Here is a 20,523-nt window from a genome sequence, read left to right on the forward strand (position 1 = left end):
TCAGATGCATGATGATGCCAGAAATTGCCAGATTACCCCCGGGGGCATCCAACGGGGTGCACGGTAGATCATCCGAGAACGAGAGTGTCGATGAGGACGTAACCTGCCACGACAAACACCAGGTAGGCGAACCACTGCCGAAGTGAGTCCGTGGCGATGCGTGTACCGAATCGTCCGGCCACCAACGAACCCGCAATGGCTGAACCTGCGAACGCTGCCGTCAAGGGCCAGTTTCCACCTAGGCCGTCGGCCTGAGCGATGAGTCCGGCGGCGGAGTTGGCGACGATGACCACCAAAGAGGTTCCGACGGCGACACTCATCTCGATTCCCAGCAGCAGAACCAATGCGGGGATGATCAAGAAGCCCCCGCCGACGCCGAACAGTCCGGTAAGGACACCGACGCCGAATCCGGTCGGTATGGACCGAGGTGCGCATCGGCGCCAGTTGATCCCGGAATTGCTCGTCCTGCAGGCGGTTCCGGGATTGTCGGGGCTGCGCAGCATGCGTGCCCCCGCGAGGATCATGACGATCGCAAAGCCGATCATCACGGCAGTTTCAGGTAGATGCTTGCCAAGGGCAGTGCCGGCCAGGGTGCCGAGGACTCCGGTGGCGGCGAAGATTGCCGCGAGTCGCCATTCGATGAGCCGCGCCCGCACCTTGGAGATGACCCCGACCGCGGAGGCGACACCGATCACCAACAGCGAAGTCGGTATCGCCTCCGGCAGGGGGAACCCGAGAGCGTACACGAGGATCGGGACAGCGAGGATCGATCCACCGCCTCCGAGGAGACCGAGCAGGATTCCGACGGTGAGGCCGAGCGCCAGCGCCAGGGTCAACGTCATCAACTGCGCACTGCATCCCGACTGCCGAGCGTGTCCAGGGCGGCTTGGAGTTTGGTGGTGGCCTCGGCCGCGACATCTGACAGTGCTGGTTCGCCCGTCACTTGGACCATGAGGTCCGGGTTCATCGCCTCGACGATGACCGATCCGGCGGTGGTGTCGGCACGGACGACGACGTTGCAGGGCAGTAGCAGGCCGATCTCACGCACGATTCCTACGGCGCGGTGTGCAAGCGTGGGATTGCACGCGCCTAGGATCAGATACTTCTCCATGTCTGTGCCAAGTTTGGCTTTCAGGGTGGCCTGCATGTCAATTTCGGTCAGCACACCGAAGCCTTGCTCGGACAGTGCTGCTTTGGTGGCGGTGACCGCCGTCTCGAAGTCGGTGTCGGTCAAGGTGGTCGAGAGTGCGATGGTCATGGTGGAGAATTCCTTCCGTTCGTCGAACTGCGGCAATTGTGTGCCTATCCGCTTCGGGGGTGGCGAAGACTTGGTACGCCCGCTCTGGTGAGAAGCGCACTTGCCGGGCACCAGCCGACCGCGGCGTAGAGGGCGAGGTTCGCGGCGGCGAAGGCGCTGAGCAGCCTCCACCGTGGTGCGTGGAGTTCGCCGAGGGTCAGGCCCGTCGCGGTGACGCCGGCGGCCAGTGCGGGGACGATACGTTCGATCGGCCACCCGGCAGACGTGCTCGAATGCGTGATGTTCGGATCGGTCATGATTCCTCCGTGAGGTGTTGTAATGGTCAGTGCGAGAAGCGGATCGACGGCAACATTCTGCGCAGCCAGCCCGGTGCCCACCATGCAGCGTGACCGCTCAGCCGGAGCAGGACCGGGAGCAGGATCAGCCTGATCAGGAAGGCGTCGAGCAACACCGCGACGCCGAGGATGATGCCCATTTCCTTGGGTGGGAGCGGATCGGAGAGCGCGAAGGTGAAGAACACGGCGACCATGACCGCCGCAGCGGCGAAGATGACGCGTCCGGAGTGCGCGAGGCCGTCGACCTGAGCAGCCTTCGGGTCCCCGGTCTTCTCGTAGTGTTCTTTCGCGGTGGCGAGCAGGAACACGGTGTAGTCCATGGCGATGGCAAAGATCATCGCGAAGAAGAACACCGGCCCCCAGCCGTCGAGGAAACCTTGAGGGGTGAAGCCGAGCAGCGACGATCCGTGTCCGTCTTGGAAGATCAGCTTCGCAACCCCGAACGCTGCGGCGGTCGACAGCAAACTGACGGCGGTGCCGAGGATCGCGATCAGTGGTACCTGCAGAGCGACGAGCAGCAGGATGAAGCCGAGGGCGAGGATGATCCCGATAACCAACGGTAGGTAGTCGTTCAGGGCTTGCTGCAGGTCGAGGTTCTCCGCTGGCGCGCCGCCGACGAGCGCGGACTCCGGTAGTTGTGCGCGTAGGTCACCGAGGATCGTGCCCATGGCCTCTGCGGAAGGGTCCACGGCAGGAAACGCTTGCAGCAGTGTGTAGTTCGAATCGTCTGTTGATGGTGTGGGCGGGGTGACCATCGAGATCCCGTCGACGCTGCTCGCTGCCGCGGCGGTAGCAGCCGCATCGGAAGACGGGACAACTATCTGCAGCGCGCCGGGTGCCCCGTCACCGAACTGGGCCTGAACCAACTCGTAACCTTGCCGAACGGGCGCATCGTCGGGAACGACAGCGATGGACGGCATTGCCACCTTCAGTCCCAGGACAGGTAAGGCCAGGGCGACGAGGATGCCGACGGAGACCAGCGCGAACGGCCATGGGTACTTGTGAAGCAATTCGCCCCACGCAGCGAACTTCGGGGATCGGTGCTGTTGGCGTTTCGCGTAAGGCAGGGATGCTGCGTTGACCTTGGGGCCGAGTGCGCCCAGCGTGGCCGGAAGAAGTGTCATGGTGGCGATCAGAACGAACGTGACGGCCAGCATGATGCCTACGGCCATGGTGCGCACGGCCGGTGCGGGAACGAGCAGCACTGCCGAGAGGCTGACCAGGACGGTAAGTCCGGACAGGAGCACCGCTTTGCCTGCGGTGTCCATGGTTTCGGCAACGGCTGCTCGTGGATCGGCCGTACGGAGGGCGTCGCGGAAGCGGGCGACGATGAACAAGGCGTAGTCGATGCCGAGAGCGAGGGCGAACATCATCGCGAAATTCATCGCCCATACCGAGATCGGTGTGACCTCGTTGAGCAGCACCAAACCGCCGGCGGAGGCGACGAGTCCGGCCACTGTGAGCAACAGCGGCAGCCCGGCAGCGACGAGGGAGCCGAATGCGAGCACCATGATCGCCAAAGTGACTGGCCAAGAGAATAGTTCAGCCTGAATCATCGCATCGTGGTTGGCTTTGTTGAAGTCGGACCACAACGCGGAGGATCCGGTGGGATAGACCTCGATACCGTCGCCGGAGAGTGCGGTCAGCTCGTCTTTGACATCGTCGACGGCTTTGACCATGTCGTCCGCGTTTGCGTTGGCGCCGGCGATGAGGATGCCGGTGTGGCCGTCGGGGCTGATGGTCATACCAGGCTGTGGGGCGATGACGGCACCGAACCGGGTGTCACCGTCGAACACAGCTGTGACGTCGATGAGTCTCTGCTGCACGGTGGGATCGTCGATCGACGCGGTGTCCGAATGGACCACCACCTGAACCGCGGCCGAGGAGTTCCCGCCGAAATGCTGTTGCGCGAGTTCACGGACCTGGACCGATTCGGATCCGTTGGCTTGCCACCCAGCACCCGCCAGTGACGAAAAAACCGACGGCGCTGCAGATCCGAGCGCGACAAGCGCGATCAGCCAGACACCGAACACCCATCGGCGGCGTGCGACCATCGCGCTTCCCAGGCGTCCGAGTATGCCGGGTGTAGATACGCGATCACGATCGTCACGACCGGTGGCCGTCACGGTGTCGGGCACAGACATAACTTCTCCTAAAATACGGGCTGGGGTATTCAAATGAGCGAGCTAGACCTCGGTAAACCTGACCCAATTGGAAGGTTAGGCCCTTGCACTCGCGACCGGGATTGGCGGCGAAACAGCGATCGCGAGGCGCTGGCGCCGATCGATAGGACCAACGGTCTCAGCAGAGCAGGTGCACTGCCGAGGCCGTGAAACATCCTTCGTGACGTCGTCGACATGTCGATCGCAACCTGCCCACGCGATCTTGTCGCATATCGGGCACGGGACGGGGTAACACATAGACAGTCCTTTCTGACGAGCGTCTACCCACTGTTGCATATACCCAGGGGGGTATGCAAGTACCCCTGGGGGTATACGCTCGGGTAGGCCGTTCGCTCCTCTCGGGCGCCCACCCGAGGGGGTGGGCCGTCCGGGTCGTCGAGTGCCCAGGCGAGGTACCGCTTTCTGGGTAGCCGACGCACACGTCGGCGCATCCGTCGAGACGACTCAGTCCGGGTGCGGCGGCCACGCCATCGGTGAGAGGTCTCGGGAACTCGTGGCGTGGATCGAGCGCGCCGGAACCGTCATCGGGGCAGTCGCCGTACGAGACGAGCTCCGACCGGAAGCACATGAGGTGATCGCCGGGCTACGACGCGGCGGGTACACCGTCGCGATGCTCACCGGCGACAACGAACGCACCGCCCAGGCGCTGGCCGCCGACGTCGGGATCGACGACGTGCACGCCGACCTGCGCCCGGAGGACAAGGCACGGATCGTGGAAACCTTGCGTGCGAACCGCCCGACGGCAATGGTCGGGGACGGTGTCAACGACGCCCCCGCCCTGGCCACCGCCGACTTGGGCATTGCCATGGGCGCGATGGGTTCCGACGTGGCCATCGAGACCGCCGATGTTGCTCTGATGGGCGAAGACCTGCAGCACCTGCCGCCGGCTCTGCATCCGATGAACCGAATGCTCGCACAATTGCGCAGTGTCTACACGAAGCGCATCGCTTGCACGACCGACACAGCGCCGTCGCGTTTCGGCCCGCAAAGAGGACCGCAGCCGGCCGCACCAGCGATGACACCCAGCGTTGGCATCACCTCGAACGCACACATGTCCTCTCCCAGCCCTGTCCATGGCCACACAAACCACCTCGCCATGCTCCCCTGGCCTTACATCAGCGTGACTGCCGCGAAGCCGTCGGGCAGGTTCTTCGCATCATCGTCGTCGCCGCCCCGGGATCCGCACTGGGCCGCTATCCGGAGGGCAACACCGAACGAACTCGTGCCGGTCTTATGACACCGATGCCGATACCTGACGATCTTGCCGAGAAAATGCAGACCTACCAGTCCTGGGTTTCGTTTACCGCGAGCTGTCCTGCACTGCCGCATACTCGAAACCACACGCCGACGGAGGAACACCATGATGCACCTTGAAATTTTGCAAGTCCCGGACTGCCCGAACGTGCAGCTCCTCGAACAACGGATCGAGCACGTTCTCGCGGAGGAGTCCATCGATTGGGAACTGCGCCACGTAATCGTCGACGATCCTCGATCCGCAAGGCTTGCGGGCATGACCGGATCGCCGACGTTGCTCGTCGACGGCCGCGATCCGTTTGCCGAACCGGACCAGGTCCCCAACGTGTCATGCAGGCTCTATCGAGATTCCACGGGCGAGGTCGGTGGCGCTCCTACCGTTGCTGCACTGAGGGGTGCGTTCGGTATGGCTGCGCCCACAGCTGATGTAGAGGGCGATGAGTGAAAGTATCGGCCACCCACCGGTGGTCCCAACAGGGTCGTCTCCAGCAGCAGCCCCGGGGTTCCTCACAAGGGCGAGCTGACTCAACGGTCCTCCGTACTGCGCCTGCTCGAGTCTCGTCCGCCTGATCCCGCAGCTTGTACCGATTCCGAAACTCGAGACCACCACGGATACCGCCGACTCCGCACCTGATCCCGTCACCTGACATCTTCATCCCAATGCCAATCAATGCATGATCGCGCGCCCTCGGCATCACCCAGGAAGGCAGCTTTGAGCGGTCATACGTCCAAAAAAGACAGGTTGTGGCACCGATGCTGGGCATTTTCGTTACTGGAGCTTTCACGCGCACCTAACCGGAGGGAACCCTTCACCGGGTGCGCATTGCACGCCGTTTTTCATCTACGACCATCACTTCTTCATTGATCCGGCGGCGCAATGACCGGAACGCGATCGCAGAGATGGCGAATCCGAGCAGCACCGCCCCGAACAGTGCTAACACACCGGGGATTTCGAGTTCGAGTATGGCGTTGATTCCCATGATGATCACTGCGAGGCCGGCGATCAGGGCGAGTCGAACCGCGGTGTAGTACATCACCAGACGCACGAGCTTTGACCGTGCTACACGGTTGATCCGCGCCACGCGCGTCTGCGGTGCTTGATGGGCACCCAGTGCCGCAATTTCTGGGCTGACTGGTGGATTGATACGGCCCTTCGGAGCGGACTGGCGTTTCACGATGCTCGATTCTCGGGTTCGGATCCCGCCTCTGGTTGGCGGGGGCGACAGAACGAACCATATGTCTACTATGCACAATAGTAGTTCAGTGTTGTCCCGGTTCACCGCACCACGCTTGGAGGAAGTGCATGCAGGCACAGTCTCGGTGGTTCCTGCTCTTCCTGGTTGTGATCGGTCTTCTCGTCGTGGCGATCTGGCCTCGATCAACGTCAACCGAGACCCATTCCTCGACCCGGCCTCAAGTGCCTCCGGCCGCCCAGGCAGATGAAGATCGCGTCGACTCGGGGTTTTCCTCGAAGTCCGCGGCAGCAGCGGTTCCCTGTCCTGTGGCCCCGGCAGTACCGCCCGCTGGAGGAGAACTCCTGGGAATCAAAGCGACGTGTCTTGGCGAGAATACTGTGGTCGACCTCGGTGCAGCGCTGTCCGGGGAGCCGACCCTGATCAACCTCTGGGCCTCGTGGTGCGGGCCGTGCCGATCGGAAATCCCGGTCCTGAATGACTATGCAGGTACTCCGGGCTCCATCCGAGTAGTCGGGATCAACGTCCAGGACGACATGTCCACAGCACTAGCGCTTCTCACCGCTGCAGGCGTGCACTATCCCTCGTTCGCTGCGGTCGACGACATCGGAATTGCGCTATCGGCGCCGCCAGTTCTGCCGCTGAGCTTTCTCGTCCAACAAGACGGGTCCGTCGAACAGATTACAACCCCCATGGTTTTCGAAAACACTGACCAAATACGCTCCGCTGTAAGTGAGTTGATGAAATGAATGCCCCCGCACTCCCTCGCAAATCGAGACAACGCGTACTCGGAAAACCGACCCGCATCCTCCCACTGGTCGCTATTCTCACTGCGATCGTCGTCGCCGCGAGTGGATGTGCAACCGGCACCGATGCAGTCGCTTCGGGTGCGAATTTCGATTTCGTGTCACCGGGAGGACAAACCGATATTTTGTACGACCCGCCCGAATCGCGAAACATGATCGGTGTATTGGCCGGACCTGACCTCATGGCCGACGGTAGCGATATTTCACTCACTGATTACGCCGGTCAGGTCGTCGTGATCAATCTGTGGGGGCAATGGTGCGCCCCGTGCCGGTCCGAGGCCGACGATCTCGAGCGCGCGTACGAAGCAACCGAAAGTCTCGGTGTTCAGTTTCTCGGGATCAACGTTCGAGATCCTCAACGAGACAAGGCCCAGGACTTCGTCGTCGACAACAACGTCAGCTACCCCTCGATCTACGACCCGTCGATGAGAACTTTGACAGCGCTCGGCGGAAACTATCCGACAAGCGTGATTCCCTCCACCTTGGTGTTGGATCGCAGACAGCGCGTCGCCGCTGTGTTTCTTCGCGCACTTCTCACCGAGGATCTGCAACCGGTCATCGAGCGCGTGGCGGCCGAGCGGTGAACGAACTCGCCCAAGGTGTCGGCTCCAGCTTCCAGACCGCCGCCGCGAGCGGCCCGTTACTGCTCGCCGTAGCAGCGTGCATTCTGGCCGGTCTGGTGTCGTTCGCATCGCCGTGTGTGGTGCCGCTCGTTCCCGGATATCTGTCGTATCTGGCCGGCATTTCCGGAGCTGATTCTCCAGCGGTGACCCGTGGCGACGAGACCTCGGAACCTGCAGGCAGATGGCGGGTTACCGGCGCGGCAACGATGTTCGTTGCCGGATTCACCGTGGTGTTCGTTCTCGCCACCGCGTCGGTGTTCGGGGTGATCGGAACCCTGCGCATCAACGAAGACCTGCTCCAACGGGTGGGTGGTGTGATCACCATCGTGATGGGGTTGACCTTCATCGGCTTGATTCCTGCCTTGCAGAAAGACACACGGTTCGCCCCGCGGCGTATCTCCTCCCTTGCCGGCGCGCCCTTGTTGGGGGGCGTGTTCGCGTTGGGTTGGACACCATGTCTCGGCCCCACCCTCGCCGGAGTTATTTCGGTGGCGGCCGGAACTGAAGGCACGACAGCAGCGCGGGGCGTGATACTGATTGTCGCCTACTGTCTGGGATTGGGACTGCCGTTCATCGTGCTTGCGTTCGGGTCGGCGAAAGCTCTCCGCGGCGTCGGGTGGCTCAAACGCCATTCACGGACGATTCAGATCGTCGGCGGAATAATGCTCGTCGCTGTCGGGCTCGCACTGGTCACCGGCGTGTGGGGCATGTTCGTCGGCTGGTTACGCAACGAATTCGTCAGTTCGGTCGTGCTGCCGATATGACAGATAACGCCACCGCGGGAGGTCGCATCCGCCGCCTACCGAGACTGATTATCCGAGAAAGCGTTCGACTACTGCGCCACAATTGGCGCCGGTTGACGTCGATGAGCACCGCGCTCGTGCTCCTGTTCCTCTTGGCACTCGCAGCACTTCCCGGTGCTATGTTGCCTCAGCGAAATCTCAACGTACAGAAAGTTTCCCAGTACATCGCGGCGCAGCCAACCCTCGGCCCGCTATTCGACAAGCTGGAGTTGTTCGACGTCTTTTCCAGCTTCTGGTTCACTGCGATCTACGTCCTGCTGTTTCTCTCTCTCATCGGCTGTCTTGTTCCACGCCTGCAGGCGCATCTCGGCGCGCTTCGGAGCCAACCTGTACGAGCACCTCGGAATCTGTCCAGGTTGCCGCACCATTTCCACGGCGTAGTTGACATCTCGCATGACGAGGCCCTCACCAGAGTGCGGCAGTCGCTCAAGGGCTGGCGGGTAGCCGTCAGGTCCGAAAAGGATTCCGAGGTATCGGTTTCCGCGGAAAAGGGGTATCTGCGTGAGGCCGGGAATCTGGTGTTCCACTTCTCGCTGATCGGGTTGCTCGTCACCGTCGCGATCGGCAAGTTGGTGGGGTACGAGGGTTCGGTGATCGTCATTGCCGACGGCGGCCCCGGTTTCTGTAATACGTCACCTGCCGTGTACGACTCGTTCCGCGCGGGAAGTGCTACTGACGGCACGGGTCTCGCGCCCTTTTGCATCAAGGTCAACGACTTTTCCGCAGATTATCTCGATACTGGTCAGGCCGAAATGTTCACCTCCAACATTTCGTATCAGAGCGGGCAGGATATCGCGACCAATACCTGGAAAGACTATCGTCTTCGGGTCAACGAACCGCTGCGTACCGACGGTGCCCGTGTTTATCTGACCGGCCATGGGTACGCGCCGCAGTTCACCGTCACTTTTCCCGACGGACAGTCCCGTACCGAGACGATGCAGTTTCAACCGGACGATGCGGTCACGTTCCTGAGCAGTGGGGCGTTGCGGTTCGATCCGCCAGGTGGATCGTTTCCGAATCCGGACGAGCGCCGGAAGAATCAGATCGCCATCGAGGGACTCTTCGCGCCGACCGCTTCCTTCAGCGGGACGCTTCTGACTTCGTCGTTTCCCGATGCGCGTGACCCTGCGGTCGCGATCGACATCTACAAGGGCGATACGGGTCTGGACACCGGCATCCCGCAATCGATCTTCTCGTTGAACAAGGAAATGATCAACCAAGGAAGGCTGGTCAAACAAGATCGTGTGAACCTCCGCCCTGGAGAGACGCGGACTCTCACCGATGGAACACAGGTTCGGTTCGACGGCGCAAAGGAATTCGCCAATTTGCAGGTGTCGTACGACCCTGTGCAACAGTGGGTTCTCGTTTTTGCGGTCACGATGATGCTCGGACTTCTGATCTCGCTCGTGATCAGGAGGCGACGGATGTGGGTCCGTCTACGCCCGGGGGCGGGACCAGAGCAGGTTGATCTCGAACTCGGCGGATTGGCGAGGACCGATCATGCCGGGTGGGGCGGCGAATTCGACGACCTTCGCGAGAAGTTGGTGGCAGATCAGCGAAGTTCTCCGCCGATGAGAGTGAGCATGTGAAGGTCCCTTCCCTCGAATGTGCACTTGTCAGCGACGGTCACACTGATTCAGGCCCCAAAGATGTCCGGCCCGCGCGGCGCAGCGGCGGAATTGCTCTGCGTTTCGCGTTTTCGGTGGGCGCTGGATGGCTGCTGTTTCTCAGCTTCCCGCCGCGCACGCTGTGGTTTCTCGCACCTGTCGCCATCGCCCTGCTGACGGTTGTTCTCCGGGGGCGAAGTCTCCGGGCAGGTTTCGGATTCGGCTATGCGGCGGGGCTGGGCTTCTTCATGCCCTTGCTTCCGTGGGTCGGGGCGTACGTGGGTCCGATCCCGTGGTTGGCGTTGGCGTCGATAGAAGCGGTCGCATTCGGAGTGTTCGGCGTCCTGGCAGTGGCGGTCGGTCGCGCTCCGCTCTACCCGGTGTGGATTGCGGGCGCATGGGTAACCACAGAAGCGCTTCGTAGTCGAGTTCCGTTCGGCGGTTTCCCTTGGGGGCGTTTAGCTTTCGGGCAAGCAGACAGTCCGTTGCTACCGTTGACGGCGATAGCCGGGGCACCAGGGTTGTCCTTTGTGACCGCGCTGACCGGAACTCTCCTTGCCTGGTCCCTGGCCGGAACCTCCCGTGTTCGATGGCAGGCATTGATGAAGGGTGGAACGGCCATCGTCCTCGTGTTCGTGAGTGCCTTCGTGGTGAGTTCTCCTGAAGTAACCCCGGACGAAGTCGTCACGGCGACCGTCGTTCAAGGTAATGTGCCGCGCCTGGGCCTGGATTTCAACGCCCAACGCCGAGCGGTGCTCGACAATCATGTTGCCCGCACCGAACAACTCGCAGCTGAGGTCACAGCGGGCCGAGCAGCCCGGCCACGACTTGTCATCTGGCCCGAAAACGCTTCGGATATAGATCCTTTGACGAATCGGGATGCGGCGGATCGACTGGACCGAGCAGCCCGTTCTATCGGCGCCCCGATCCTGGTCGGTACGGTCCTGCAGGGCGAGCCAGGAACATCGATCAACAGTGCCATGGTCTGGGATCCGACGGACGGCCCTGGGCAGCAACACATCAAACGGCAGCTTGTGCCCTTCGGGGAGTACCTGCCGCTCCGATCGATCGTTCGTGCAGTGTCGTCGTATGCCGATGCAGCAGGCAATTTCATTGCCGGGAACGGGAACGGCGTCGTCGACCTCAACGGCGTCCACATAGCTGTTGCCACCTGCTACGAGGTGGCCTTCGACGATCTGGTGACCGAGTCCGTCAAGGCAGGAGCCACCGTCATCGCGGTTCCCACCAACAACGCGACCTTCGGCCGGACCGAGATGACCTTTCAGCAGCTGGCCATGTCGCGGGTGCGGGCGGTCGAACACGGCCGCAGTGTGCTGATCGCAGCAACCAGCGGTGTCAGCGCAATCATCACGCCAACGGGTGTGGTGCGTCAACAGAGCGAGATCTTCACAGCACAAGCATTGACCGACGAGATCGCCGTTCGCTCCGATCTCACGTTGGCAACACGTGTGGGTTCGATTCCGGAACTCGCGTTGTCTGCGATCGTGCTTTCTCTCGCCACTTCGGCACTCTTCAGAGGCATGTACCGGGTTCGGCGGGGTGAAAGAACGAGAACATGAATTACTATGCATGATAGTAATTCAGTGTCGGTGCCAGTGCACAAGCGAAACGAGTTCACCAATGACCCAGAGCCGCAAAAAGTCCCCCACACGGCCGCGAGGCGGCGTGGTGCCTGGTGGCCGAGGATTTCCGTGGGCGATATCGCTGGCAGTCCTGGTCATCGTCGGTTTGGTCTCGGTCATCGCGTACAACGTGGTGCCTCGCGCAATCGATAAGAACGAGGCCCAAAAGTACGCTCCGAGTGCCGACAATCCCGACCCGTCGACGTCGATCGACGGCGTGAGCGAGATCGAATACGCAGCCGGCAGTCATATTCAAGCGCCGCAGCGCGTTGCATACGATCAAAATCCGCCATCGGGAGGTGCTCACGATCAGTACTGGGCAACGTGTACCGGAGTCGTCTATCCGGAGCCGATACGCACCGAGAACGTGGTGCACTCCCTCGAACACGGCGCGATCTGGGTGTCGTACGACCCCGAAGCGTTGAACTCGTCCGACATCGACACTCTCGCCTCCCGGGTCGACGGGGAACCGTATTCGCTGATGTCCCCCTTCCCCGGCATCGGCGCACCCATCTCTCTTCAGTCATGGGGGCACCAACTCAAGGTCGAGAGCGCCGACGACCCCCGTATCGCGCAATTCATCACCGCACTCCGACAGAATCCGAACACCCATCCGGAACCCGGTGCCAGTTGTGCGACGGTTCCGGGCGGATTCGACCCGAAGGAACCCTTCCCGTTCGATCCATCCCCTCCGGGTCCCGACGCCATCCCCGCGGCGGATCCGCCAGCCGCCGGCGTCGCCCCCGCTTCGCCCGCCCCGATGCCCACAGCCGGAGATCGCGGCAATGGCTGAACAACGCGATACGGACCAGATCGAACGCCAGCCAGTGGCTGCCTCTCCCGCAGATCGCCGACACACGCCGCCTGCGGTGTTGGTCGTCGGTATCGTCATCGCCTTGCTGCTCGGCATCGTCATTGGACTGTGGGTACAAGGGAAGATCGCCGACACCTCATCCGGGACGTCATCCGCCGAGTCCGTGGATATCGGCTTCGCGCAGGACATGTCCGTTCATCACGGGCAAGCAGTCGAGATGTCCTCTCTTGCCCTGGTCAACGCCACCGACCCGGCCATTCGAACTCTCGCCTTCGACGTCGTCACCACTCAGCAAAGCCAGATAGGAATGATGCAGGGGTGGCTGACGCTGTGGGACCGCCCCGCCCGTAGTTCAGGTGGGTACATGGAGTGGATGCCGATGCCTTCGGTATCGATGGATCATTCGATGCCAGGGATGAGCACCGCGCAAAGTGATGCCGAAGCGACTGCTGTATCGATGCCAGGTATGGCAACTTCTGCCGAGCTCGCCGAACTACGTGCGTTAACCGGCCCTGCCTTCGAGATTCGCTACCTACAGTTGTTGTTGCGCCACCATCAGGGCGGTATCCCCATGGCCCAGTACGCCGCCGACAATGCCGCTCTCCCGGCCGTGACGAATCTCGCGCGACAAATCGCTGTCACGCAGCAGGCGGAATCGACAGCTCTGCAAAATCTCCTCGCGGACAGGGATGCTCAACCAATCCCGATGAACTGAACCCCATAGGCGTCCGCGGACCACTCGGAACCGTGGCGTGTCGAAAACCTTTACCGGCGCGGAAGAGTTCTCAGGAACTCGTTGTAGGCATCGAGGTCGACATCGCCTTCGCGTGCGACCTTCTTGTCGACTGCGGCGTTGGTGAAGGATTCGTCGCGTTTCCACCGCATCGCGAAAACCACCATGATGATCAAGGCGATCGGTTCTCCGTAGGACCAAGCCAGTGCGCCGGCCATTTGTTGATCCGCCATCAGGTCCACATTCCAGGAGGCTGGCGGATTGGTGAAGGTACTCAGGAGTGGCGAAGTTGCCATCATCAGGATCACGCCGATGAAAACGTGGAGAGGCATTTCGACGAACAGGTCGAAACATCGACCCAGGTTGCTTTGTTTGACGGGCAACGGCCCCGAGGAGAGCACCGGGACGATGAACAGTACTCCGGTGGCCAGGAAGAAGAGCTCGAGACCTGTGTGACCGATCCAGGACCGCGCTACCAGGTCGAAGACCGGCGAGAGGTAAATGCCGTAGTAGCTGAACAGGAACAGTGGAATTGTGACGCCGGGGTGCAGCAGGATCTTCGCGGTCCGGCTTCGAAGCGCCGTCAGGGAAACTGTGAGAATCGGAATTCCCCAACCTGAATGAGGCGTGGAGCGCAGCAAAAGAAGTCCAGGACTGCCCAGAACCAGAAGTGGCGGAATGGCCATGGAGAGGGTCAGATGCTGGAACATCCAGATACTGAAAAGTTCGTATCCGTACCCCTCGACCGCCAGGCCCGTGACGAGAATCAGTAGCACGCAGCCGAAGACGAAACTGGCCGTCCTCGTCCACGGCCATGCTCTTCCGGACGCTTTCACCCGATGGACGCCCCAGCAGTACCACGCCGCCATCAAGATTCCGATGACCGGCAGCATCGGCAATGGCTGCGGAGCCCAGCCGACCATCTCACCGAACGAGGGTGCGGCCTCGGGAAGTCGTATCCAGTCCATCACCTGACCTGGCCTTTCCGTCCTCGCTCGACTGTGCTGCAGGTTCAGCGCTTCGAGCGCTTCTCTCCGCGCAGGACGATCACCATTCCGACCACGAACAGCAACGCCACGGCGCCACCGAGAATCGGCAGCAGCAGTGGGGATCCGTCGGCGGCGCCGGTTTCACCGGTGGCTGCCGACGGGGCGACTGTGACAGAGGGAAGAGCACCTGCAGGAGACGGTGCCGCCGCGTTCGGTGCCACGTTCAACGTGAAGGTATAGGACCCTGTGATCGGATGGCCGTCCTCGGAAATCACGCGATACCCCACGGTGTAGGTGCCCGAAGGCATCTGCGGGGTCGTGGAGAGAGAGACGCGCTCTCCCTGCACTGACGGATCCCCGGCCCCGACCTGCGTTCCGTCGGCCGTACTGACGGTCACGTTCGCAAAACTCGTCTGAATCTCTTGGTTGAACACCAATTCCACGGAAACAGGTGCAGCATCGAGAGCTGCATCCGCGGATGGAGTCGATCCGACCAGCGCACTGTGGGCTTGCGCGGTGCCTGCGCCGATGAGCGCACACCCTGCAGCCACCAGCAGCACAACCATTGCACGCCTCAAAATCTGTTCCTCCTACTCGGCTCACACCATCACGGTGCGGAGTCCGGCGATCGATGCACACCGGCATCTCGCTGAGAGACTACCTCCGACTACTATGTTGCATAGTAGTCAGGGTGTGTGGTCGCCGGAAGGCTGCGCGCACGAACGAACATCGACCCGGTAGGCGGATCCATGAAGTTGACCACCAACGCGAAATTTTCGATAGCCCTGGTAGCTGTCTTCGCTGTCGTCCTCGGTGCACTGTTGCTCGGTAACCGCAGCGGGACAGGGACCACCAGCGCCGGCGCTTCGGACGCGACGGTGCTCCGAGCCGACACCCATCTGCTTTCCACTGCCCCCGACAACGATGTCGTTCTGGTCGAATTCCTCGACTTCGAGTGCGAGGCATGCCTGGCTATGTATCCCACGATGGAACGGATACGTACCGAGTACGCGGACCGCATTACCTTTGGCGTGCGGTACTTCCCTATCCCCAGCCACACGAACAGCGGACTCGCAGCGCGAGTGGTCGAGGCAGCTTCTCGGCAAGGGAAGTTCGTCGAGATGTATCAGCGCATGTACGACACACAGACCGAGTGGGGTGAATCGTCCGAATCTCAAGAACCCCTCTTTCGTACGTTCGCACAGGATCTGGGGCTCGACATGGCTACCTTCGAAGCGGATCTGAAGGATCCCACTGTTGCCGAGCGGGTTGAACGAGACTTCAACGAAGGGATCGACTTGGGGGTGCAGGGCACGCCGACACTTTTCCTCGACGGCGTCCAGTTGCCAGCCATGCCCACATACGAGGAGCTCACCGGGCGCATCGACGCAGCGCTGGCCCGATGACGTCAACGGGTGGCACCCGGACCGATACCAGGGGGGCTCGCACTGCTGGTTCCTTCCCTGCAGCGTGTTCTTCCTACGCGATCGGTTGGATCCTCTCAGGTGCTGGCGTGCTCGGATTGATCGCGTCTCTGATACTGACGATCGAGAAGTTTCGACTTCTCTCCGATCCCTCGTATCGTCCGTCCTGCAGCATCAACCCCGTCCTCAGCTGCGGATCGGTGATGAGTTCTCCCCAGGCGTCGGTCTTCGGTTTTCCGAACTCGATCCTCGGCGTGGTGGCATTCACCGTCTTGCTGACCACGGGAATCGTAACGCTTTCCGCGAAAAGCGGACTTCCTCAATGGTATTGGCGGTCTCTCGTCATCGGATTGTTCGCCGGCGCGGTACTGGTCCACTGGCTGATATTCCAAAGCTTGTACAGAATCCAAGCACTGTGCCCGTACTGCATGGTCGTGTGGGTGGTGACGATCACAGCACTCTGGTATGCCTCTTTGCACCTTTGCACCCGCAGCGCCTCAGCCTCCTCTCGAACCGTGACGAGAATCGTGACGGTCGGCGCCCAGAATCACACTCTCGTGCCTACCATCTGGATCTTGTCCGTCGCGAGCATGATTCTCAGCGCATTCTGGACCTATTGGTCGACGTTGATCTGAGGGTCTGACGCAAAAGGGCCAACGCCGCCGAACTCGGCAGGTGCACGATCAGCCACGCTCAACGCAACTACTATGGATCTTAGTTTTTATCTCGGCAATCCACGGGCACATCGGCAATTGAGGCCAGGAGAAGGAGACGAACATGAAACTCACGGGTGCAGCGAAAGCGCTGGTCGACAAAGGCATGGAGGCCGCCTCGAAGAACGCGGACAAGATCGAAAATGCAATCGACAAAACCGCCGCTGCTGCCGAAACCAAAACCGGTGGAAAACTGACCAGCCAGATTCAGAGGGCCTCCTTTGCCGCGAAGAGAGCGATCCCTCCGAAGAAGTAGTCACCCCCTTTGTCGTGCCGCCTGATTGTCGCCGAATCCAAGGCGTACGACTGAGGATGAGTGTCGAATAATCTCGCTTCGGTGTGCCCCCCTCGTAACAGCACACCGAAGCGAGGAGCGCTCAGGGTTCGGTCGGTGGAGGGATGACGATGCTCGCGTGAAAATCGCTGTGCCACAGCCGCGCAAGGAGTGCGTAATAGGATTCGGTTACCCTCGATTGGGTCGTGAGCGCCGCTTCCGGCGACTCGATTGTCGTCGGAGCCAGAAGGAGTGCACGATTGGCCAATGCCGCCGCGGAACTCCCGATATCCATCACGGCACCACTGATACTGGCTGCGGCGTTCAGCACGGGGTCGGGAAGGACCGTGATCGAAGGCGTGAAGGTCCGTTCTGCGTCGACGGAAACCGCGACGGTGTGGAGATGGTTCTCGATTGTCGCGATTGCTTCGCCGACCCGGCGGGTGTGGACCCGAAGTTTGCGGGGGTGTCGGACGTGGCGACGAGATATCGGCGGCAAGGTCCGCAAGTGGTCAGCGGCATGGTTCGCCACTCCGCCGTCGAGAGCGGTGGGCAGTACGTCTCGGATCAACCAGTCCGTCAGTAGGGCGGCAGCGGCATCTGTTGCCGGGACGATGACCACTGGCATTGTTCGTGTTGACATTGGCTTTCCCATCGGACTTCGTCGCCGAACTACTTCTTCTCGTCATCGTCGGGCATGCCGGTAAGTACCTTCTCCGATTCTGAGGTCGTCTCCGGCCGATGACCGACCCCGACGTGTGCTTCTGCCCGCATCCGAGCCACCATGTGCGGGTAGTGCAACTCGAAGGCCGGACGCTCGCTACGAATGCGCGGCAACTCCGTGAAGTTGTGCCGCGGCGGCGGGCAAGTGGTCGCCCACTCCAGCGAGTTTCCGTAGCCCCACGGATCGTCGACGGTGACCACTTCGCCGAATCTGTAGCTCTTGAAGACGTTCCAGATGAACGGGAGAGTGGAGGCTCCGAGAATGAAGGATCCGATGGTCGAGACTGTATTGAGGGCGGTGAATCCATCCGCGGGTAGGTAGTCGGCGTAACGACGGGGCATACCTTCGGCACCGAGCCAGTGCTGGACGAGGAACGTCATGTGAAAGCCGACGAACGTGGTCCAGAAGTGCCACTTGCCCAGGCGCTCGTCCATCATGCGGCCCGTCATCTTCGGGAACCAGAAATAGATACCGGCGTACGTCGCGAACACGACCGTACCGAAAACCACATAGTGGAAATGGGCGACAACGAAGTAAGTATCTGTCACCTGAAAATCCAGCGGAGGGCTCGCCAGCAGCACACCGGACAGGCCACCGAAGAGGAAGGTGATCAAGAATCCGAGAGAGAACAGCATCGGCGATTCGAACGTCAAGTGCCCCTTCCACATCGTTCCGATCCAGTTGAAGATCTTCACACCCGTCGGCACGGCGATCAGGAACGTCATGAACGAGAAGTACGGCAGGAGAACCGCGCCCGTGGCGTACATGTGATGCGCCCATACCGCGATCGAGAGGGCTGCAATGCCCAATGTCGCGTATACCAGTCCGCTGTAGCCGAAAATCGGTTTGCGGCTGAAGACCGGAAAAATCTCGGAGACGATACCGAAGAACGGCAGCGCGATGATGTAGACCTCGGGATGACCGAAGAACCAGAACAGATGTTGCCACAGCAGGACTCCGCCGTTCGCGGGGTCGAAGATGTTGCCCCCGAGTCTGCGGTCGTAAAGCAGTGCGAAGAGTGCCGCGGTCAACAGCGGGAAGGCCAACAGAATCAAGACCGAGGTGATGAAGATGTTCCACGTGAAGATCGGCATGCGGAACATCGTCATCCCCGGAGCGCGTAAGCAGACAATGGTGGTGATCATGTTGACCGCGCCGAGAATGGTGCCGAGACCGGAGACGAGAAGCCCCACAATCCACAGATCCGCACCGACCCCAGGTGAGCTGACTGCCGAACTCAGAGGTGTGTAGGCCGTCCAGCCGAAATCTGCGGCACCGCCGGGAGTGACGAAGCCGCCCGTAGCGATGAGCGCACCGAAAAGGTAGAGCCAGTAGCTGAACGCGTTCAGTCGCGGGAAGGCGACATCCGGCGCACCGATCTGCAGGGGGAGAACGAAATTGGCGAATCCGAACACCACCGGCGTCGCGTACAGCAGCAGCATGATCGTGCCGTGCATGGTGAACAACTGGTTGTACTGCTCGTTCGACAGGAATTGCATGCCCGGAATCGCCAGTTCGCTGCGCATGATCAGCGCCATGAGCCCGCCGATGAGGAAGAACGCGAACGAAGTCACCAAATACATCAAGCCGAGCGTCTTGTGATCGGTCGTCGTCACAAGGTTCCGCAGCACCGATCCCTTCGGCGCCCGTCGCGCGGGGTACGGCCGGGCGGCGATGGGGGGTGATGCAATTGCGGTCATGGTCAGCCCGCTTCCTGTCGAGACGCAAATAGAGTGTGCGACAGAAGCATAACCCAAATACTACGTTGCATAGTTTTTGGGTTCGAGGTACCGATCGAGTGTTCCTCCGGTGCCGCCTTAGGTCACGAGGGCATGAGCGGACGCGGAGAAGACGACCATGGTGGTCAACGCGGCGATGACGGGAACGATCATCGGGAGCATCGCAGCAGAGATACAGACCAGTTTGGTGGCGCGAATCCGGGAATCGGCCTGCAGCCTGACCAAACGCACCGCGATCTCGTCGTCACCGAGCCCGAGAGTCCACACCGGCTGAGGTAGCGGCGACGTCGCCACCACGCGCAATGCCGACCGGACGGCATCGGGGCTGGTGGCTTGTGCAGCTCGATCGTCGGCAGCGAGCTCGACCAGCCGCCGCACCGCAGCGGGAGCCGCTTTGAACAGCGGGATCACCGGCAGCGCCTTCGCGAAGACTTCGCACACATTGATGATCCGGTGATGCTGCCCTCGCAAGTGTGCCCGCTCGTGCGCGATCACCGCTTCACGCTCGGATGCAGTCAAGCAATCGGAGAGACCTTTGGTCGCTACGACGAATCCCGGCCGTCCAGCGACGCTGTAGGCCATCGGCATCGGATGATCAAGCCAGAGAACGTCATCCGATGCCGGATCTGCGCGGGCGATGATCGATACGACATCACGGTGGTAGTCGCGGACCTTCGCTCGGCCCTTATGTTGTCGATGAGCCAAGAACAAGCTCCGAGCGGCGATGAGCGCGGTAACCGCAACTCCGCCGACAGCGAGCGCTTCCCCGATCCAGGGAGCCATCGCGTGCTGGAAGGCAGTGAAGCATCGCACGAGGGCCTCGGAGAGCCCTTCCGCTGGTGCATGGCTCGGCCACAGAAGGATCACTACTGCCGATACGGCAAGGAATCCCAGACCCACGATACTGCCGATCCATGCCGCGAGAATCGCTGCAGGAGCCAGAGTGGTCGATTCGAAACGCCGCAACACCTTGGGCATGAACGCTCCGATGAGCACGGCCCCGAGAAAGAGGACTGCGGCGAGAGTCATCTACCGAACCTTGCCGTGATCCAGCGCTCGCCGCAGTGCCTCGTATTCGTCATCCGAGACGTTTTGCGCGAAGTGCAGAAGCGCTGAAACAGAGTCGTTGCTGTTGTCGAGTAATTCGCGCATGGCCAGTGAGGTCGCTTCATCGCGGCTACGCGATGGCGAATAGATGTACGCGCGGCTTCGTTTTTCCCTCTGCACCCAACCTTTTTCGTGAAGGTGCGTCACGACGGTCAAGATCGTGGTGTATGCCTTCGGGGCGCCGCCCTCGAAGCGGTCGACCAGATCCCGCACAGACTGCGGCTCTTCTGCATCCCACAGGAGATCCATCACTTCGGATTCGAGCCCGCCGAGCCTCTTCATCTTCCTTCCCCCTTCGAAA

Annotated in this window: 23 protein-coding genes and 1 pseudogene; 13 read left to right on the plus strand and 11 right to left on the minus strand. The window is 61.3% G+C overall.

What is annotated here, in order from left to right:
• Nucleotides 1–68 precede the first annotated feature (68 nt).
• Genes R4P70_RS27535 through R4P70_RS27550 form a run of 4 tightly spaced genes read right to left on the minus strand, consistent with a single transcriptional unit; the run spans nt 69 to nt 3,737 of the window.
• Entirely contained in the window at nt 69–842 is a 774-nt protein-coding gene (locus tag R4P70_RS27535) for a sulfite exporter TauE/SafE family protein (protein WP_003944622.1), read from the minus strand.
• On the minus strand, nt 842–1,258 hold the full coding sequence (locus tag R4P70_RS27540; protein ID WP_011133463.1) for a DUF302 domain-containing protein: 417 nt from the start codon (nt 1,256–1,258) through the stop codon (nt 842–844). Before R4P70_RS27540 ends, R4P70_RS27535 begins: the two co-directional genes overlap by 1 nt.
• A 44-nt stretch (nt 1,259–1,302) precedes the next feature.
• Nucleotides 1,303–1,554, minus strand: coding sequence for a YgaP-like transmembrane domain (locus tag R4P70_RS27545; protein ID WP_003944652.1), 252 nt, complete (start codon nt 1,552–1,554; stop codon nt 1,303–1,305).
• A gap of 26 nt (nt 1,555–1,580) precedes the next feature.
• Nucleotides 1,581–3,737 carry an MMPL family transporter gene (locus R4P70_RS27550; protein WP_037131615.1) on the minus strand — a complete coding sequence of 719 codons (2,157 nt, stop codon included), beginning with the start codon at nt 3,735–3,737 and terminating at the stop codon, nt 1,581–1,583.
• A 544-nt stretch (nt 3,738–4,281) separates the two neighbouring features.
• Here R4P70_RS27550 and R4P70_RS27555 point away from each other — a divergent pair.
• From R4P70_RS27555 to R4P70_RS27565, 3 genes and pseudogenes are all read left to right on the plus strand, one after another.
• Nucleotides 4,282–4,668: pseudogene (locus R4P70_RS27555) on the plus strand (HAD-IC family P-type ATPase); the annotation flags it as partial.
• A 56-nt stretch (nt 4,669–4,724) separates the two neighbouring features.
• Entirely contained in the window at nt 4,725–5,150 is a 426-nt protein-coding gene (locus tag R4P70_RS27560) for a DUF3703 domain-containing protein (RefSeq protein ID WP_087503898.1), read from the plus strand.
• Nucleotides 5,137–5,475 (plus strand): hypothetical protein, encoded by a 339-nt coding sequence (locus tag R4P70_RS27565; protein WP_003944633.1) that lies wholly within the window; start codon nt 5,137–5,139, stop codon nt 5,473–5,475. Before R4P70_RS27560 ends, R4P70_RS27565 begins: the two co-directional genes overlap by 14 nt.
• A 364-nt stretch (nt 5,476–5,839) precedes the next feature.
• Here R4P70_RS27565 and R4P70_RS27570 read toward each other — a convergent pair whose 3' ends face one another.
• On the minus strand, nt 5,840–6,205 hold the full coding sequence (locus R4P70_RS27570; protein WP_019747393.1) for a DUF4229 domain-containing protein: 366 nt from the start codon (nt 6,203–6,205) through the stop codon (nt 5,840–5,842).
• A 128-nt stretch (nt 6,206–6,333) separates the two neighbouring features.
• On the opposite strand from R4P70_RS27570, the gene R4P70_RS27575 reads away from it, so the two are divergent.
• From R4P70_RS27575 to R4P70_RS27605, 7 genes are all read left to right on the plus strand, one after another.
• Entirely contained in the window at nt 6,334–6,972 is a 639-nt protein-coding gene (locus tag R4P70_RS27575; RefSeq protein ID WP_003944602.1) for a TlpA family protein disulfide reductase, read from the plus strand.
• A complete protein-coding gene (locus R4P70_RS27580; RefSeq protein ID WP_003944594.1) occupies nt 6,969–7,613 on the plus strand; it encodes a TlpA disulfide reductase family protein in 645 nt (214 codons plus the stop codon). Before R4P70_RS27575 ends, R4P70_RS27580 begins: the two co-directional genes overlap by 4 nt.
• A complete protein-coding gene (locus tag R4P70_RS27585; RefSeq protein WP_003944619.1) occupies nt 7,610–8,416 on the plus strand; it encodes a cytochrome c biogenesis CcdA family protein in 807 nt (268 codons plus the stop codon). The genes R4P70_RS27580 and R4P70_RS27585 overlap by 4 nt, the downstream gene beginning before the upstream one ends.
• Before the next feature lie 101 nt (nt 8,417–8,517).
• On the plus strand, nt 8,518–10,044 hold the full coding sequence (locus R4P70_RS27590; RefSeq protein ID WP_229757318.1) for a cytochrome c biogenesis protein ResB: 1,527 nt from the start codon (nt 8,518–8,520) through the stop codon (nt 10,042–10,044).
• Nucleotides 10,041–11,642 (plus strand): apolipoprotein N-acyltransferase, encoded by a 1,602-nt coding sequence (lnt, locus tag R4P70_RS27595; RefSeq protein WP_003944595.1) that lies wholly within the window; start codon nt 10,041–10,043, stop codon nt 11,640–11,642. The genes R4P70_RS27590 and lnt overlap by 4 nt, the downstream gene beginning before the upstream one ends.
• A 61-nt stretch (nt 11,643–11,703) precedes the next feature.
• Nucleotides 11,704–12,498, plus strand: a complete 795-nt coding sequence (locus R4P70_RS27600; RefSeq protein ID WP_041814189.1) for a DUF3105 domain-containing protein — start codon at nt 11,704–11,706, stop codon at nt 12,496–12,498.
• Nucleotides 12,491–13,234, plus strand: a complete 744-nt coding sequence (locus R4P70_RS27605; RefSeq protein WP_003944664.1) for a DUF305 domain-containing protein — start codon at nt 12,491–12,493, stop codon at nt 13,232–13,234. Before R4P70_RS27600 ends, R4P70_RS27605 begins: the two co-directional genes overlap by 8 nt.
• 50 nt (nt 13,235–13,284) lie before the next feature.
• On the opposite strand, the gene R4P70_RS27610 is transcribed toward R4P70_RS27605, so the two are convergent.
• Both R4P70_RS27610 and R4P70_RS27615 read right to left on the minus strand, forming a co-directional pair.
• Nucleotides 13,285–14,220: a cytochrome c oxidase assembly protein gene (locus R4P70_RS27610; RefSeq protein ID WP_037131609.1), complete on the minus strand. Its 936-nt coding sequence runs from the start codon at nt 14,218–14,220 to the stop codon at nt 13,285–13,287.
• A gap of 44 nt (nt 14,221–14,264) precedes the next feature.
• Nucleotides 14,265–14,807, minus strand: coding sequence for a copper resistance protein CopC (locus R4P70_RS27615; RefSeq protein WP_229757319.1), 543 nt, complete (start codon nt 14,805–14,807; stop codon nt 14,265–14,267).
• Nucleotides 14,808–14,990: 183 nt separating this feature from the next.
• Between R4P70_RS27615 and R4P70_RS27620 the strand changes: the two genes are divergently transcribed.
• The 3 genes from R4P70_RS27620 (at nt 14,991) to R4P70_RS27630 (ending at nt 16,634) form a co-directional block, all read left to right on the plus strand.
• Complete coding sequence (locus tag R4P70_RS27620) at nt 14,991–15,647, plus strand: DsbA family protein (protein ID WP_003944626.1); 657 nt, start codon at nt 14,991–14,993, stop codon at nt 15,645–15,647.
• Nucleotides 15,644–16,300 (plus strand): vitamin K epoxide reductase family protein, encoded by a 657-nt coding sequence (locus tag R4P70_RS27625; protein ID WP_317832755.1) that lies wholly within the window; start codon nt 15,644–15,646, stop codon nt 16,298–16,300. The genes R4P70_RS27620 and R4P70_RS27625 overlap by 4 nt, the downstream gene beginning before the upstream one ends.
• Before the next feature lie 142 nt (nt 16,301–16,442).
• Nucleotides 16,443–16,634 (plus strand): antitoxin, encoded by a 192-nt coding sequence (locus tag R4P70_RS27630; RefSeq protein WP_019747385.1) that lies wholly within the window; start codon nt 16,443–16,445, stop codon nt 16,632–16,634.
• A 121-nt stretch (nt 16,635–16,755) separates the two neighbouring features.
• Here the strand turns inward: R4P70_RS27630 and R4P70_RS27635 are convergent, their stop codons facing one another.
• From R4P70_RS27635 to R4P70_RS27650, 4 genes are all read right to left on the minus strand, one after another.
• Nucleotides 16,756–17,295, minus strand: coding sequence for a hypothetical protein (locus R4P70_RS27635; RefSeq protein WP_229757320.1), 540 nt, complete (start codon nt 17,293–17,295; stop codon nt 16,756–16,758).
• Between the two features lie 29 nt (nt 17,296–17,324).
• Entirely contained in the window at nt 17,325–19,076 is a 1,752-nt protein-coding gene (gene ctaD, locus R4P70_RS27640; protein ID WP_317832758.1) for a cytochrome c oxidase subunit I, read from the minus strand.
• A gap of 117 nt (nt 19,077–19,193) precedes the next feature.
• Nucleotides 19,194–20,144 carry a M56 family metallopeptidase gene (locus R4P70_RS27645; RefSeq protein WP_003944663.1) on the minus strand — a complete coding sequence of 317 codons (951 nt, stop codon included), beginning with the start codon at nt 20,142–20,144 and terminating at the stop codon, nt 19,194–19,196.
• Entirely contained in the window at nt 20,145–20,504 is a 360-nt protein-coding gene (locus R4P70_RS27650) for a BlaI/MecI/CopY family transcriptional regulator (protein WP_003944627.1), read from the minus strand.
• Nucleotides 20,505–20,523: the final 19 nt, after the last annotated feature.

The sequence above is a fragment of the Rhodococcus sp. IEGM 1241 genome (assembly GCF_033142365.1).
GTDB lineage: Bacteria > Actinomycetota > Actinomycetes > Mycobacteriales > Mycobacteriaceae > Rhodococcus_F > Rhodococcus_F erythropolis.

Coding starts and splice junctions, on each gene's coding strand:
- R4P70_RS27630 (WP_019747385.1), top strand. CDS start 16,443: ATGAAACTCACGGGTGCAGCGAAAGCGCTGGTCGACAAAGGCATGGAG.
- R4P70_RS27575 (WP_003944602.1), top strand. CDS start 6,334: ATGCAGGCACAGTCTCGGTGGTTCCTGCTCTTCCTGGTTGTGATCGGT.
- R4P70_RS27550 (WP_037131615.1), bottom strand. CDS start 3,737: ATGTCTGTGCCCGACACCGTGACGGCCACCGGTCGTGACGATCGTGAT.
- R4P70_RS27635 (WP_229757320.1), bottom strand. CDS start 17,295: ATGTCAACACGAACAATGCCAGTGGTCATCGTCCCGGCAACAGATGCC.
- R4P70_RS27620 (WP_003944626.1), top strand. CDS start 14,991: ATGAAGTTGACCACCAACGCGAAATTTTCGATAGCCCTGGTAGCTGTC.
- R4P70_RS27605 (WP_003944664.1), top strand. CDS start 12,491: ATGGCTGAACAACGCGATACGGACCAGATCGAACGCCAGCCAGTGGCT.
- R4P70_RS27600 (WP_041814189.1), top strand. CDS start 11,704: ATGACCCAGAGCCGCAAAAAGTCCCCCACACGGCCGCGAGGCGGCGTG.
- R4P70_RS27615 (WP_229757319.1), bottom strand. CDS start 14,807: ATGGTTGTGCTGCTGGTGGCTGCAGGGTGTGCGCTCATCGGCGCAGGC.
- R4P70_RS27610 (WP_037131609.1), bottom strand. CDS start 14,220: ATGGACTGGATACGACTTCCCGAGGCCGCACCCTCGTTCGGTGAGATG.
- R4P70_RS27650 (WP_003944627.1), bottom strand. CDS start 20,504: ATGAAGAGGCTCGGCGGGCTCGAATCCGAAGTGATGGATCTCCTGTGG.
- R4P70_RS27565 (WP_003944633.1), top strand. CDS start 5,137: ATGATGCACCTTGAAATTTTGCAAGTCCCGGACTGCCCGAACGTGCAG.
- R4P70_RS27535 (WP_003944622.1), bottom strand. CDS start 842: ATGACGTTGACCCTGGCGCTGGCGCTCGGCCTCACCGTCGGAATCCTG.
- R4P70_RS27545 (WP_003944652.1), bottom strand. CDS start 1,554: ATGACCGATCCGAACATCACGCATTCGAGCACGTCTGCCGGGTGGCCG.
- R4P70_RS27625 (WP_317832755.1), top strand. CDS start 15,644: ATGACGTCAACGGGTGGCACCCGGACCGATACCAGGGGGGCTCGCACT.
- R4P70_RS27590 (WP_229757318.1), top strand. CDS start 8,518: ATGAGCACCGCGCTCGTGCTCCTGTTCCTCTTGGCACTCGCAGCACTT.
- R4P70_RS27645 (WP_003944663.1), bottom strand. CDS start 20,144: ATGACTCTCGCCGCAGTCCTCTTTCTCGGGGCCGTGCTCATCGGAGCG.
- ctaD (WP_317832758.1), bottom strand. CDS start 19,076: ATGACCGCAATTGCATCACCCCCCATCGCCGCCCGGCCGTACCCCGCG.
- R4P70_RS27580 (WP_003944594.1), top strand. CDS start 6,969: ATGAATGCCCCCGCACTCCCTCGCAAATCGAGACAACGCGTACTCGGA.
- R4P70_RS27540 (WP_011133463.1), bottom strand. CDS start 1,258: ATGACCATCGCACTCTCGACCACCTTGACCGACACCGACTTCGAGACG.